Source organism: Coleofasciculus sp. B1-GNL1-01 (genome assembly GCF_040220235.1).
Classification (GTDB): domain Bacteria; phylum Cyanobacteriota; class Cyanobacteriia; order Cyanobacteriales; family Coleofasciculaceae; genus Coleofasciculus.
The window spans coordinates 26,143-39,419 of the sequence record NZ_JAVJTO010000163.1; the positions used below are offsets into that span (position 1 = coordinate 26,143).

Annotated in this window: 17 protein-coding genes; 11 read left to right on the forward strand and 6 right to left on the reverse strand. The window is 46.5% G+C overall.

Annotated features, from left to right (window positions below):
• The first annotated feature begins 44 nt into the window (after positions 1-44).
• The gene (locus tag RID53_RS34830) at positions 45-659 is read left to right on the forward strand and encodes a CpcT/CpeT family chromophore lyase (protein WP_446392445.1); all 615 of its coding nucleotides are present in this window, start codon (positions 45-47) and stop codon (positions 657-659) included.
• Positions 660-754: 95 nt separating this feature from the next.
• Here the strand turns inward: RID53_RS34830 and RID53_RS34835 are convergent, their stop codons facing one another.
• The 3 genes from RID53_RS34835 to RID53_RS34845 form a co-directional block, all read right to left on the reverse strand.
• Positions 755-1,123 carry an STAS domain-containing protein gene (locus RID53_RS34835; protein WP_006101536.1) on the reverse strand — a complete coding sequence of 123 codons (369 nt, stop codon included), beginning with the start codon at positions 1,121-1,123 and terminating at the stop codon, positions 755-757.
• Positions 1,124-1,533: 410 nt separating this feature from the next.
• Positions 1,534-2,562 carry an oxygen-dependent coproporphyrinogen oxidase gene (hemF, locus tag RID53_RS34840; RefSeq protein ID WP_446392446.1) on the reverse strand — a complete coding sequence of 343 codons (1,029 nt, stop codon included), beginning with the start codon at positions 2,560-2,562 and terminating at the stop codon, positions 1,534-1,536.
• A gap of 45 nt (positions 2,563-2,607) precedes the next feature.
• Positions 2,608-2,736, reverse strand: a complete 129-nt coding sequence (locus tag RID53_RS34845; RefSeq protein ID WP_446392447.1) for a hypothetical protein — start codon at positions 2,734-2,736, stop codon at positions 2,608-2,610.
• 29 nt (positions 2,737-2,765) lie between these two features.
• On the opposite strand from RID53_RS34845, the gene RID53_RS34850 reads away from it, so the two are divergent.
• From RID53_RS34850 to RID53_RS34890, 9 genes are all read left to right on the forward strand, one after another.
• Positions 2,766-3,248, forward strand: a complete 483-nt coding sequence (locus RID53_RS34850) for an SRPBCC family protein (RefSeq protein WP_446392448.1) — start codon at positions 2,766-2,768, stop codon at positions 3,246-3,248.
• 200 nt (positions 3,249-3,448) lie between these two features.
• Positions 3,449-4,516 (forward strand): Mrp/NBP35 family ATP-binding protein, encoded by a 1,068-nt coding sequence (locus RID53_RS34855; protein ID WP_446392449.1) that lies wholly within the window; start codon positions 3,449-3,451, stop codon positions 4,514-4,516.
• Between the two features lie 201 nt (positions 4,517-4,717).
• Positions 4,718-5,977, forward strand: coding sequence for a rod shape-determining protein RodA (rodA, locus tag RID53_RS34860; RefSeq protein ID WP_446392450.1), 1,260 nt, complete (start codon positions 4,718-4,720; stop codon positions 5,975-5,977).
• 227 nt (positions 5,978-6,204) lie between these two features.
• Positions 6,205-6,390 carry an NAD(P)H dehydrogenase subunit NdhS gene (locus tag RID53_RS34865; RefSeq protein WP_006101398.1) on the forward strand — a complete coding sequence of 62 codons (186 nt, stop codon included), beginning with the start codon at positions 6,205-6,207 and terminating at the stop codon, positions 6,388-6,390.
• A 256-nt stretch (positions 6,391-6,646) separates the two neighbouring features.
• Positions 6,647-7,315, forward strand: coding sequence for an HAS-barrel domain-containing protein (locus RID53_RS34870; protein ID WP_446392451.1), 669 nt, complete (start codon positions 6,647-6,649; stop codon positions 7,313-7,315).
• A gap of 173 nt (positions 7,316-7,488) precedes the next feature.
• Entirely contained in the window at positions 7,489-8,565 is a 1,077-nt protein-coding gene (locus RID53_RS34875) for a hypothetical protein (RefSeq protein WP_446392452.1), read from the forward strand.
• A 24-nt stretch (positions 8,566-8,589) separates the two neighbouring features.
• Positions 8,590-9,180 (forward strand): Uma2 family endonuclease, encoded by a 591-nt coding sequence (locus RID53_RS34880; protein WP_446392453.1) that lies wholly within the window; start codon positions 8,590-8,592, stop codon positions 9,178-9,180.
• On the forward strand, positions 9,167-9,721 hold the full coding sequence (locus RID53_RS34885) for a hypothetical protein (RefSeq protein ID WP_446392454.1): 555 nt from the start codon (positions 9,167-9,169) through the stop codon (positions 9,719-9,721). Before RID53_RS34880 ends, RID53_RS34885 begins: the two co-directional genes overlap by 14 nt.
• A gap of 69 nt (positions 9,722-9,790) precedes the next feature.
• Entirely contained in the window at positions 9,791-10,081 is a 291-nt protein-coding gene (locus tag RID53_RS34890; protein ID WP_446392455.1) for a DUF2470 domain-containing protein, read from the forward strand.
• Here the strand turns inward: RID53_RS34890 and RID53_RS34895 are convergent.
• Complete coding sequence (locus RID53_RS34895) at positions 10,068-10,808, reverse strand: DUF554 domain-containing protein (RefSeq protein WP_446392477.1); 741 nt, start codon at positions 10,806-10,808, stop codon at positions 10,068-10,070. The two genes, RID53_RS34890 and RID53_RS34895, sit on opposite strands and share 14 nt — an antisense overlap.
• A gap of 295 nt (positions 10,809-11,103) precedes the next feature.
• Between RID53_RS34895 and RID53_RS34900 the strand changes: the two genes are divergently transcribed.
• On the forward strand, positions 11,104-11,892 hold the full coding sequence (locus RID53_RS34900) for a DUF4058 family protein (protein WP_446392456.1): 789 nt from the start codon (positions 11,104-11,106) through the stop codon (positions 11,890-11,892).
• Between the two features lie 718 nt (positions 11,893-12,610).
• Here RID53_RS34900 and RID53_RS34905 read toward each other — a convergent pair.
• Together RID53_RS34905 and RID53_RS34910 are read right to left on the reverse strand one after the other, a co-directional pair.
• On the reverse strand, positions 12,611-12,925 hold the full coding sequence (locus RID53_RS34905; protein WP_446372879.1) for a YkvA family protein: 315 nt from the start codon (positions 12,923-12,925) through the stop codon (positions 12,611-12,613).
• 158 nt (positions 12,926-13,083) lie between these two features.
• Complete coding sequence (locus tag RID53_RS34910; protein WP_446392457.1) at positions 13,084-13,263, reverse strand: hypothetical protein; 180 nt, start codon at positions 13,261-13,263, stop codon at positions 13,084-13,086.
• Positions 13,264-13,277: the final 14 nt, after the last annotated feature.

Consider the following 13,277-nt stretch of genomic DNA (forward strand, 5'->3'; position numbering starts at 1 on the left):
CTTGACCTAACTCAATTTAGTTTGTTGATGTTAATCCTCGACTCATGACTCTACCGCCAGAACTGATCACCCTGGCAAGCTATATGGCTGGTAAATTTGACAACCAACAACAGGCGTTGGCTGAACCCGTCTGGTATGTTCACTTACACCTCTGGCAACGACCGATTCCTTTGTTTAGCGACGATAGCCTCACCCTCTTTGCCGAACAAGCGCCGATTACTAACCTCGATCGCCCCTACCGTCAACGGATTCTGCGGCTGTGTCAAAGTGACCAATCCTCCACGGGGTTACAGGTACAGTATTATCAGATCAAAAATCCAGACGCCGTTCGCGGTGCAGGTTGCCATCCCGAATTGTTGCAGCAGCTTACCCGCGAAGATATTATAGGTTTACCCGATTGCCGTCTGAACGTGCAGATGCAGCAAATTGGTTTCAATAATTATGAATTTACGACCACTTCAGCCAGCGATCGCCCTTGTCGCTTTAGTTATCAGGGCAATACTTACCAAGTCTCTCTCGGCTTTGAAGTAACAGCCGATGAATTTCGCAGCTACGATAAAGGCATCGACCCTAGTACCGGAAAAGCCACTTGGGGAGCCTTACTCGGTCCATTTCGATTTACCAAACGCCAAGACTTCGCTGGGGAACTGCCACTATAATCGGTTAAGTTGCTGACTTGATCGGGACTGTTCTCCTGTACAGGTTGTTTGGGAGTGAACGACCTACATCAAAACTTGGGTATGAATCCCTTGCGTCAGGTTGCCATACTCCGAGGTACACCTTCTAAAGCTTCTTGCTCTGTTTCAAAAATTTCAAACACGGAGTCCATCATCGTGACTTCAAACACCAGTTTGGCTTCGGGATGGACATTACAGATGCGAAAGCTACCTTTAACCTTATCCGCATCGCGCATACCCGCGACTAGAGAGGTTAAACCCGAACTGTCAATAAAGTTAACCTGACTGAGATTAACCACCACATGGCGGCTGAGTTTGGAAATACATTCTTGTAATTTCAGGCGAAATTGCCAAGCTGTGGTAATGTCCAGACGTCCAATTGGCGCTAAGACAATAACCGTTGTACCATCTTTGGTCGTGTGTGTTTTTTGATCAATATGAATCATTAAAGACCTCCTTGAGCAGCAGTAGCTCCCCTTGACATCACAAGAGGAGCCATACAGGGTTTGGGTATCAATTCCGTTACTTTGGCGTTGGGTGAATTGTTGAAACAACAAGTAACTTAATCGGGCAACCTACGCTACTTAATCCATTACAAAAGACTTACCCAAAGTTCCCCAAAACTGGACATCCTTGGGAGTACAGGCTTGGTTACCAAGCCCCTACGGTTCCTGCTTCATCCTAGCAGTGATGGCACTTAACCAGTCCACAGGCTTAACATCGGGTGTAACTCACCCTAGAAGGATTGCCAGGGTGGTTTTTGCGTTAGCAATCTCTTCTGTATTGTACATATTCCCAAGTGAGGTCAGGACAAAGTGGACGCTATTTTTGTGCCAAATTTTGGTAAAGATGACTCTCAATGAGTCCAGTTTGTCCAATCTTGAGGTTTGAGGAACGTTTCGTACAGTTCAGCCTCTGGTGTATTCGGTTCGGGTTGGTAGCCATATTCCCAACGCACTAAGGGAGGGAGAGACATGAGAATCGATTCGGTACGCCCGTTCGTTTGCAAGCCAAAGATCGTTCCTCTGTCATACACCAAGTTAAACTCGACATACCGACCCCGACGATAAAGCTGGAAATTGCGTTCGCGATCGCCATACTCCATTCCCCGCCGCCGCTCGACAATTGGCAAATACGCTGGCAAAAACGAATGACCGCACTCCTGTACCCAGGCAAACAGTTGTTCCCAGGTTCGGGGTTCTACCGCCCCCAGTTCCTTGCTGTAGAGGGCTGCTGCTTTTTCTGGGTGGGGACCTTTATACAATTCCCCGGTTCCGTCTTGATAGTCAAAAAACAGTCCGCCAACGCCTCGTGTTTCTTTACGGTGTTTGAGATAGAAATATTCATCACACCAGCGCTTGAATACGGGATAGTACTCGGAGTGATGATTGTCACAGGCGGCTTTTAGGGTTTTATGGAAATGAGCCGCATCTTCGGCAAAGGGGTAGTATGGGGTTAAATCGGCTCCTCCACCAAACCACCAAACCGGTCCCGCCTCAAAGTAACGATAATTTAAGTGAACCGTGGGAATATAGGGACTGCGCGGATGTAGCACCATAGATGTACCCGTGGCATAGAATCCATGACCTGCGGCTTCTGGACGTTGGGTTAAAATCGAGGGCGGCAGCTGAGTCCCCCATACTTCAGAAAAATTAACACCCCCCTGTTCAAAGACAGCGCCATCCCGGATTACACGAGAACGACCCCCGCCTCCTTCTTCCCGCTGCCAAGAATCTTCCTGGAACTGACCCGCACCATCAAGTTCTGCCAAGGATTCACAAATAGTGTCTTGGATCTGTTGCATGAACTGCTTCACTCTATCCCTAGAGTCAGGAGCAGGTAAGGAACGATTAGGATTTGTGGTCGGTGTCTGAGCTGCGGTCATAATTTCAATAGTAGTAATACAGTAGGCATTTTAAGGGTTCCAGGCTTATATTTTACAGGTTTGTGCTGAGTTGGGGACTTGATTGTGCCATCCACCACAATTGTGCCAACAGGGAAAGGCGTCATTGGTTTTATATTCATCAGAACCGTGGCTTGCCGAATGTAAGATAAACATTGCTGAAGCGTCGCGACAGGAGGCGTGTTGTGATCCTAAATTTTTCTTTTAAGTTAATTGCTGGTCAAGAGGGGCTTTGGTTCAAATTTTCCCTCTTTCGGACTTATCGCGCCCTCAGTAATGCTCCGGTGGATGTTCTTTGGCAAAAATTAATCAATTTGGCAGATGTTTCCTGGAATCCTTTGCTCTGTAGTACCAATGCCCCTAGAGGCTTAATCCCGAAACCTGGCTTGATTTACCAGGTGGTAACGCGCTTGATTCCGATTCCAGTGCGAGTTTTTGTCGAACGGGTATTGCCGGGTGAATTAATCAGCGTCCGAATGTTGGCAATTCCGGGGGTGGAAAATCGAGTGACGTATCGAGTGGAGTCAGGTTTGTGCGGGACGTATGTATCCTTTTCGGTGACAATGCGGGGATGGCTATCTCCTTTACTATGGTGGTTTATTCGTCCCTACGCTGCCCGTGTCGCGGCTGAATTAGCTCAAGCGGCAGAACAGGGAGTGGTTATTTAGAGGGTGATGGGAAGCTGGGGGAGTTGGGGAAGCAATGTAGAGACGTGCCATGGCACGTCTGGAAGCTGGGGGAGTTGGCGAAGATAGGAAGCGAATAAATGACGAATGACAAATAACGAATGAGCAATCAGCCGTAACCTATTAAGATTGATGAAGATGTTTGTCCCAGCACATTGTCACCCTAGGAACTTGTCCTAATTATGGTTGATACCCATTCAGTTTTAGACGTACTACGCCCCGTGCAAGACCCTGAACTCCAAAAGAGTTTGGTGGAATTGAATATGATCCGCAACGTGAAAATCGACGGCGGGACGGTTAGCTTTACACTGGTGTTAACCACACCAGCCTGTCCGTTGCGAGAGTTTATTGTGGAGGATTGCCAAAAGGCGGTGAAGCAGCTTCCGGATGTGGAAGAGGTTGTGGTGGATGTGACAGCAGAGACACCGCAGCAGCAATCGTTACCCGATCGCCAAGGGATTGATGGCGTGAAAAATCTAGTCGCGATTTCCAGTGGGAAGGGCGGTGTGGGCAAAAGTACCGTGGCGGTGAATGTGGCAGTTGCCCTCGCCCAGACGGGAGCCAAGGTGGGTCTGATTGATGCTGATATTTATGGACCTAATACCGCCGCGATGCTTGGATTAGCGGATGCCAAGGTGATGGTGCAACAGGGTTCTCAAGGAGAGGTACTCGAACCTGCCTTTAACCATGGCATTAAATTGGTGTCGATGGCATTTCTGATTGATCCCGATCAGCCCGTAATTTGGCGCGGACCAATGTTAAATGGTATTATTCGCCAGTTTCTGTACCAGGTGAATTGGGGAGAACTGGATTATCTGATTGTGGATATGCCACCGGGAACCGGAGATGCTCAGTTGACTTTAGCCCAAGCTGTACCTATGGCGGGGGCGATTATTGTGACAACGCCGCAAAATGTAGCTCTCTTGGACTCCCGGCGCGGTTTGAAGATGTTCCAGCAATTAGGAGTTCCGGTATTGGGCATTGTTGAAAACATGAGTTATTTTATTCCACCGGATCTGCCTGATCGCCAGTATGATCTGTTCGGGTCGGGTGGCGGTGAAAAAACCGCTCAGGAATTAGAGATACCTTTGCTGGGATGTATTCCCCTAGAAATTAACCTGCGGCAAGGGGGCGATCGCGGTTTACCCATTGTTGTGGCTGAACCGGAGTCGGCATCAGCTCAAGCGCTGATCGCGATCGCCAAGGCGATTGCGGCAAAAGTGTCTGTTGCTGCCCTAAGCCGCCATTGAATGCTGATTAGAAACCCTAGGAGAAGACGGGGAAAAAGGAATTATAGGGTTAAACTATAATACATTCTTCCCTATCCATCCTTATTTTAAACTAGCCTAGGATTTGATCAGGGATTATCCAAAATAGTTTGGAAAAATTCCTGAACAGGGCATCTTCAGAGCGCTAATTGCTAGAAACGTCAATCGCATTCCCCAACGATTATGTTCCAAAAGTCATTGTCCCGTACCCAAATGCGCTGGCTTATGTTCCTGAGCCGATGGCAGGAACTAGACTGGCAGCTATTATTTGTTACCATAAGTCTCACCTTCCTCGGTGGCGTAATGATTCGCAGCGCCGAAATGAATGAGGGGCTAACTGATTGGTGGTGGCACTGGATCATTGGGGGTATTGGTTTAACGCTGTGTCTACTCATTGCGCGATCGCGTTATGAAATTTTACTCCAATGGCATTGGATGGTTTATGCGGTGACGAATATCGCGTTGTTTGCGGTGATGATTATGGGGACGACGGCAAATGGCGCACAACGATGGCTGAATATCCTAGGTTTTCACGTTCAACCCTCGGAATTTGCCAAAATTGGCTTGATTATCACCCTCGCCGCGATTATCCACTGGCAACCAGCTTCAACGTTAAATGCGGTATTTCGCGTCTTAGCCATTGCGGCAGTTCCCTGGCTATTTGTATTTTTAGAGCCAAACTTGGGAACTTCATTGGTGTTTGGTGCGATTACGATGGGAATGCTCTATTGGGGAAATGCTAATCCCGGATGGCTCATCCTATTCGTGTCTCCCATCGTTTCCGCGATCATGTTCAATGTATTTTTGCCCGGATGGTTTGTCTGGGTAGGAGCGATGATGCTGATTGGTTGGCGGACTTTACCGTGGTCTTTCTTTGGTGGGATTGGAGCATTGGTTGCCAATGTGATTTCGGGGGGATTAGGAAACTTGCTGTGGGGATTACTTCAAGATTATCAAAAAGATCGATTGCTTCTTTTTTTAGATCCGGATAAAGATCCCTTAGGCGGCGGATATCACTTGATTCAGTCTCGAATTGCCATTGGCGCAGGTCAACTCACGGGAAGAGGACTGTATCAGGGGACGCAAACTCAACTCCACTTTATTCCGGAACAGCATACCGACTTTATCTTTTCTGCCATTGGCGAAGAACTCGGATTTATTGGTTGTTTGCTTGTCCTATTTACCTTTTGGCTATTTTGTTTACGGTTAGTGATTATTGCCCAAAATGCTAAGGATAACTTTGGCTCACTATTGGCAATTGGTGTCCTATCGATGATTGTGTTTCAAACGGTGATCAACATCGGCATGAATATTGGTTTAGCCCCGATTACCGGGATTCCACTACCGTTGTTAAGTTACGGGCGATCGGCATTACTAGCAAATTTTTTAGCGATTGGATTAGTGGAATCGGTTGCCAATCACCGACACCGATTGAAGTTTTAGTCATGGGTCATGGGTCATTGGTCATTGGTCATTGGTCATTTGTCATTTGTCCTTTGTAAGGGTAGGACTTAGGCAAATGCTCTATATGTAGGGTGTGTTAGCGTAGCGTAACGCACCTTGCTCAATATATAGGGTTTAGCTGCGTAAGGTTTGAGGACAAATTAGCTAAACTATCAACTAGCACATTATAGTAAGCTGAAGAGATAGAGATTTAGGGGTAAAAATTGATGATTCTTCCTGGCTCAATTGTGCGCGTTATCAACGGCGATGACACTTACTACAAATTTGAAGGGATAGTCCAGCGTATCGGTGATGGAAAAGCAGGTGTGCTGTTTGAAGGCGGCAACTGGGATAAAATTGTCACGTTCAATTTATCGGAACTCGAAGAAGTGAACCCTAAAGGCAAAAAATAAACAGGACTTGTAACCTGTGACCAGTTAGAGCGAACCGAAATGATTCGTGAACCAGAATAGATTATTTTAAACACGGGAAAAAGACGGTTTTTATTATCTCTGTTTCCTGTCTAATCTTCTTGTCTGTTCACGTTTCATTAAATCTATCTATAAAAGAAATAGCCAATACAGCAGCAGATTTTGTAACAAATGACAAATGACGAATGACGAATGACAAATGACGAATGACAAATGACGAATGACAAAGGACTAAACTATGCGTCTTCCTTTACCCCAGTTTACGGCTGGAGAACGCCCTGATAATCACATTGCGGAAGTCATAGAAACGGCAACGACAGAATTTCTGGCACAATGCCTAGAGCCAGAAGATTTGAGTTTTCCTGTCATGCCACCTTTTGGCAGTTGGGTCAAATCCGTTGATGAAGAATCGGGAAATCAGGTTATGGCAGTTGTTTACCATGCCACAACTAGCCCGATTGATTCAGTTCACCGGGCTGTCGCGTTGGGATTGTCACTGGCAGAATTGCGAGAGCAACAACCGCAGATTTTTGCCATGCTGAAAACGGAGTTTCGGGCGGCGATTGTTGGGTTTATACCGCCTGGGGAGGGACATAATGGTGACCAACCCCCTAGAGGACGAGCTTATCAATATTTGCCTCCTCGTCCGCCGCAAATTCATCAAGCTGTCTATCAATGTCAACCCGACGAGATTGTTCATTTTAGTGAACAATTGGATTTTTTACGCACCCTTCTCTTAGTGACTGGAGCGCCAGTGGAAGCGTTAACGGCGGCAGCAATCCGAGAAATCTATCAAATCCGTAAGGGCGATCGCGACTGGTTAGTGCAAGCAGGGCGAACCTTAAGTGTTTTACTCAAGGATGATTATGACCGTTTACGGTATATTTTGAGTCAACTGCATTGGTAAGTAGTGGCGTGGCACAGCTAAAATGGTGGATTAGCATTGTAGGGGCGCACGTCGGTCATCCGTGTCAACTTAAGCTCAACCCCTCACCCCCAGCCCCTCTCCCACGCCGGGGAGAGGGGAGTAAGAGATTCTGGACGCTAGATTGAAACTGTCTTGACTTTTAACCGCTCCAGATGATTCATCGCATTACATTTTCGTTGCTCAGTACAGTTCTTTTGTTGTCTTGCTCAACAAATCCTCAACCCGTTTCTACTCCGGCTAATAGCCCAGACACGACAACAGTAGCAGAAACTCCTGATCAGCCATTGCCAGACACTATTAGTAATCAAGTCCAAGTTGCCCTTGCCGATCGCCTGAATGTTACTGTTGATCAACTAGAAATTGGTCGCCACAGCCGCGAAACCTGGTCAGACGGCTGCTTAGGGCTAGGGGGACCGGCTGAATCATGCCTAGCTGCGCTAACAGAAGGTTGGCAAGTTGAGGTGATTGATACTCAAAGCGACAAACGTTATTTTTATCGAACCGATTTGTCAGGCGATCAGATTCGCCTCTCTACCCTGGAAAACAATTTGCCGCCGTCAATCCGCGATCGCATCTTTGAAACCGCCCGATCCAGTGGATTGAAACCCTCTGAAAGTTTAGGAATTATCGATGCTGATCCCCAAACTTGGAATGGCTGCTATGGACTTGCTGATCCCAATCAACTCTGTACTGAGATTGCTATTCTAGGCTGGCGTGCTGTCATCAGTGACGGTGTTCAATATTGGATTTATCACACGGATAACTCTGGTAATACGATTCGCCTCAATGAAACCGCCAGTAGTCGTGGTGCCGTTCCCAGGTTCATTCCCATGGTGAATCCCCGTATGCTGGGCGACGAAACAGTCTTCCAAAGCATGATCAGCCACGAGTCGGGTGAGCGAGAAACATTGATGTTGGAGAATGATGAACGCTTGATTTATATTCAAGAGCGTGATGGCGAGGTGATGAATCAGGAAACTAAAACGGTTCGTCAATCGCAAATGCAAGCGCTGTTGCGTCAGCTTGAGAAGTCCAACTTTTCCCATTTCGACGGGATTCGCTATCAGCCACCCGTGTCAGATGATGATGAAGCGCCCAGGGTTACATTCACCGCCCGTTATGGCACTGTTGAGTATATCCAGTCTAATGTTGAAACATTGCCCACTGAACTACAAGCTGTGATTCAACAATGGACTGATGTTGTGGGAAAGATGGATAAAGCAGAATAAAGACAAGGGATTAGGTTACGAACGATGACAGTTGCTGTAGAGATTCGACGCTTAAGCGTGCAGGATTACCACCGCATGGTGGAGACAGGTATTCTGACACCGGATGAACAGGTAGAGTTAATTGAAGGACAGCTTTATCAAATGGCGGCTAAGGGTACGTTTCATAGTGCGGCAATTACCCGGATTAAACGACTACTGGAGAGACGGTTGGGAAATCAGGTGTTGCTGCGGTTTCAAGACCCAGTACGGTTGAGCGATGATTCAGAACCCGAACCTGATGTGGCGGTGGTGCAACCTGATCCATTAGATTATGAAGACCATCATCCCACACCGGAGGAAATTTATCTATTAATTGAAGTTTCTGACCGCACATTGAAACGCGACAGGGAATTAAAAGCACCAGCTTATGCGCGATCAGGTGTAAGAGAGTATTGGATTTTGGATGTTAATTCTCGGCAATTATACGTGTTTCGGGAGCCAGGGATGGAGAGTTATAGAAACCAGGTGGTGTTGGCTGAGTCGGATTTAATTGCTCCTTTGGCATTTCCCGATTGTCAGGTGTCTGTTCAGGATTTGCTTAGGAGGAGTTCAGAGTTAATAGATGGGGACAATTAAAGTTACAGCTTTGATTCAATGTATTCTCGCCCTGCTTTTAGCCATTTGGGGCGTTAAGCTACTATTGCCAGACCGCAATGTATGGGGCAATCCTCAATTTGAAACATTAATGATGCAATGTCAAATTCCATCGACAGAAGCAATCATTCGTTTATATCAGGGAAATGGAGGTGCAACGGTTGCTTATTGGTACTCCGTTACTTTTGATTATGGTAAATTTCTTGGAGAAAAACAGATTTTTTATGCTTATGCCTACCCCTCTATTCAATCCATTGATTGTCGTGCTGATGAAGTGACAGTGTTAGCCGATGAGCAATCCTGGACATTTAGCCTTAAAGAAATAAAAAATCAATTAATCAATCAACCCATAGGATTCTATAAGGGAGAAACCCAACAAAAATCTATTCAACCGCTACGGATACTAACGTTGAGTTTTGGAGTATTATTAGAATTAATCAGCGTCTGGATTTTGAGCAGGAGTTTCAAACAATTTCGTGCTTCCCGACATCCTGGACATCCCCGCAATTCTCGGACTTCGTGAAATGTCCCAATTGCAGCAACACCCAAGTTTGAGAAACAATACAACTATCCCGTATTACAAGTAGGAGTTATGTCTGAACAGTTTACCCAACAAGTCAGCGATCGCATCTGTAAGCACATGAACGAGGATCATGCTGACGCGATCGCGCTTTACGCCCGTACCTTCGGGAACTCTCCCGATACTGAGTCGGCTCAAATGCAGTCCATTGATGCGACAGGAATGAATTTAATCGCCCAACATCAGGGTGAGTCGGTTCCCTTACGCATTGAATTTGATCACACCCTCAAAGACTCTGAAGACGCCCATCACACGTTAATTGACATGGTGAAGCAAGCCAGAGGTGCAGCTAAATCAACCTAGCGACGTGATAAATTAACGGAGCGGCTATCAACGCGGGTAAAAAGGACGCAACACGGATGTGGGTCAACTGTAACAGGTTGATTCCCGTCCCCAAAATCATTAATCCCCCCACTCCGGTAATCAAGAGAATGCGGGGATCAGTGGCGGGATCAGGGATTGCTTGCGCCAAGACTCCCGCCACCAGAGAAATTCCGCCCTGATAGACGAGAATCACAATAATCGAAAAACCGACACCAATCCCAAAACTACTCGAAAGTGCGATCGCGGCGATTCCATCCATCACGGCTTTGAGTGTCAGCAAGGTATCGTCACCCGTCAAACCATTATTCAGACTCCCTAGCAACGTCATTGGACCGACACAAAATAATAAGCTAGCCGCCACAAATCCTTCCGTGAACGCACCACTTCCGCGAAATCGAGTCTTCAGCCAATGTCCCACCGATTGCAATCTAGCTTCAATTTGCCACCATTCTCCCAGTAATCCGCCCAACACAATACTAATCAGCGCCAACACCACACCATCAATGCGCCCTGCTTGCACCTGAGTCATACTCGCCGCCATGGTAACACCCAGAAATAGGGTAAGAAGTCCTACTCCTTGGGTGATAATTTGTTGCATGGGTTTAGGTAAACGGTGCTTCAGTAACAACCCGATTGTTGTACCAATCGCTACCGTTATCACATTAATCCAAGTGCCGCTTGTCTTAGCAAAGAAATCAGTCAGCAAAACATTAACTGTCAACGTTAATAATGGCGTGTGATAGTTCCCCTTCTCCCTTCAAGGGAGAAGGGGTTAGGGGATGAGGGTGAAATGCTCCCCCTGTATTGGTTTTCACCTTAAGTTGGCACCAATGACCAACATGCGTCCGATTCAATGGTAAGGTCAATTCCATCATTGTAGCGGTTAACAACTTGAACGCTGACAACAAACGCACAAGTTAATCAATCTCAAGGCTAAGGTTCCCTTACTACAAACCTAATCTAATATAGTATTTAATCCATCTTGGCTCAAGGACTGTTCTATGGCTTCTCCCTTTCCCGGCATGAATCCTTATTTAGAAAATCCGGCATTTTGGCCAGAAGTACATAATCGCTTAATCGTCAACCTTGCCGACTCCTTAGCCTCGCAAATTCCGCCACAATATCGGGTGGCAATTGAGCAGCGCACCTATTTAAGTGATGCGTCAGATTCAGTTTTGGTAGGACTTCCTGATGTGTCTGTATTTTCTCAACAGAAGAATACTAAACCAACGGCATCAACAGTAACCTTTTCCTCGACATCTGAAGCTGTAACGGTGACAATGCCTGTACCCGAGCCTATCAAAGAAAGTTATTTAGAAATTCGCGAAATCGCCACCAATTATGTTGTGACAGTGATTGAACTTCTATCGCCTAAGAATAAACGTGCAGGTGAGGGGAGAAAAGCTTACGAACGGAAGCGCAAAAAAGTATTAGCGACGACTGCTCATCTCGTCGAAATTGATTTACTTCGAGGAGGAAAGCCGATGGTATTTTTAGGCGAAGTCCCTCTTTCAGATTATCGAATTGTGGTGAGTCGAGGCGATTGCCGCCCTCTGGCTCAATTGTATGCTTTTAGCGTGCGAGATGTGATTCCCTCGTTTCGATTACCGTTACAGTCAGAGGATACAGAACCTCTGGTGGATTTACAAACGTTATTGAATGGTGTATATGAACGTGCCAGATATAATTTAGCGATCGCTTATAATCAAGAACCCGTTCCATCATTGCCGGAAAACGATGCGGTTTGGGCAGATAGACTCTTGCGAGAAACAGGGCATCGAAATAACTAGGGGTTGCTGAATAAGTCTTGTAGTGGGGTAGGGAGCAGGGGAAGCCGGGGAAGCCGGGGGAGCAGGGGGAGCAATGATACATTTTCCCTGATAGTGGTGCAAGGGTATGAAAGGGTTTTACCTTATGTTCTTGAAGATGAGCCAATGTCCATGCTACTCAAAGCCTTGATAGATAAGGGTTTTGGAGTTTTGCAGCAAGCCCTATAGCGCTACGCGCTAGGCAATAGGCAATAGGCAATAGGCAATAGTGAAGACAAAAGCTTACCTGAAAAGGGATTGAGCGATTTTAATTTTTCTTGATTTTGTCCTAACGTGTGTGCGTAGTGCTATAACTAAAAATTAGGACTTGCTACGAGAATATACAGCAGATTTGGTGGTTGATGAGGTACAGTCTCTAAGCAAAATCCCCTACTTCTTCAAGAAGTCGGGGATCTGTCTGTGTAAGCTGTTCGGCATTTAAACCTTAATATCAATAACGGCGAAAGCCTTGTAGTGCGTTTAGCGAAGCCATGCCGAAGGCTTTGCATCTTGCTCGCTACTAATACCCAATTTAAATGCATGACAGCTTACCTCACTTACTTGAAAAGCGCTGTATCATACCAAATCCCGGTTGGCTACCCCCTCTATAACCCAGTCCGCGCAGGCGGACTTTGTTTGTGTAGCTGCGATTTCAATCGCCCTGGCAAAAGGGGGTTCCTACTACAAGCCGGACACGTCTCTACAGAATTGGCTCTTCGACAGAGACAGATTTCACATCCACCGTCGCTTCCGGTGCGGTACTGGTTTCTTCCGTGACGACTCCCGCTTGGCGAGATTTAGCCAAATCAATCAACCACTGCGACATCTCAGACACCAGCAGTGTCAGCACGACAACATCATCAATTTGCCCGACAATCGGAATCAAATCTGGGGCGATATCAATGGGACTAAACACGTAAAGGATAGTACCTAAAACTATCCACCAACGGTATTTAGGATTGCGAACCGCGTTACGATACCAGTTATATATGGATTGGATTGAAAAATTATTCATCAGTATTCCCCGACAGCTACTTTTCATCTTGCCAAATTCATCCCGGAATCACTGGGGGGATAACCCACCTGTTCAGGTGCAGAACTTACACCTATTGACGTGAGGGGGAGAGTTTGATGCGACTGGGATTTGCTGGGGATGAGGGGAATCGCGCTTGGTTACTGTTTAACCTCATCACACAAAGCCTGATCACTCTCTGGGGCGTTGTATTCTAGATAATCCTCAACCCAAGCACAAGCCTCCTGCATGAGTGCATCTAGCGTTAAATCCTCTAAATTCCACAACCTCACTGTTTTATCCCCACTAGCAGAAGCAATCGTGTTTCCCGCATTTCTCACCAACTAATTCTATA

Excerpts from the sequence above, each read along its gene's own strand:
- RID53_RS34830 (WP_446392445.1), top strand. The coding sequence starts at position 45 with ATGACTCTACCGCCAGAACTGATCACCCTGGCAAGCTATATGGCTGGT.
- RID53_RS34835 (WP_006101536.1), bottom strand. The coding sequence starts at position 1,123 with ATGATTCATATTGATCAAAAAACACACACGACCAAAGATGGTACAACG.
- hemF (WP_446392446.1), bottom strand. The coding sequence starts at position 2,562 with ATGACCGCAGCTCAGACACCGACCACAAATCCTAATCGTTCCTTACCT.
- RID53_RS34845 (WP_446392447.1), bottom strand. The coding sequence starts at position 2,736 with ATGTTTATCTTACATTCGGCAAGCCACGGTTCTGATGAATATAAAACC.
- RID53_RS34855 (WP_446392449.1), top strand. The coding sequence starts at position 3,449 with ATGGTTGATACCCATTCAGTTTTAGACGTACTACGCCCCGTGCAAGAC.
- rodA (WP_446392450.1), top strand. The coding sequence starts at position 4,718 with ATGTTCCAAAAGTCATTGTCCCGTACCCAAATGCGCTGGCTTATGTTC.
- RID53_RS34865 (WP_006101398.1), top strand. The coding sequence starts at position 6,205 with ATGATTCTTCCTGGCTCAATTGTGCGCGTTATCAACGGCGATGACACT.
- RID53_RS34870 (WP_446392451.1), top strand. The coding sequence starts at position 6,647 with ATGCGTCTTCCTTTACCCCAGTTTACGGCTGGAGAACGCCCTGATAAT.
- RID53_RS34875 (WP_446392452.1), top strand. The coding sequence starts at position 7,489 with ATGATTCATCGCATTACATTTTCGTTGCTCAGTACAGTTCTTTTGTTG.
- RID53_RS34880 (WP_446392453.1), top strand. The coding sequence starts at position 8,590 with ATGACAGTTGCTGTAGAGATTCGACGCTTAAGCGTGCAGGATTACCAC.
- RID53_RS34885 (WP_446392454.1), top strand. The coding sequence starts at position 9,167 with ATGGGGACAATTAAAGTTACAGCTTTGATTCAATGTATTCTCGCCCTG.
- RID53_RS34890 (WP_446392455.1), top strand. The coding sequence starts at position 9,791 with ATGTCTGAACAGTTTACCCAACAAGTCAGCGATCGCATCTGTAAGCAC.
- RID53_RS34900 (WP_446392456.1), top strand. The coding sequence starts at position 11,104 with ATGGCTTCTCCCTTTCCCGGCATGAATCCTTATTTAGAAAATCCGGCA.
- RID53_RS34905 (WP_446372879.1), bottom strand. The coding sequence starts at position 12,925 with ATGAATAATTTTTCAATCCAATCCATATATAACTGGTATCGTAACGCG.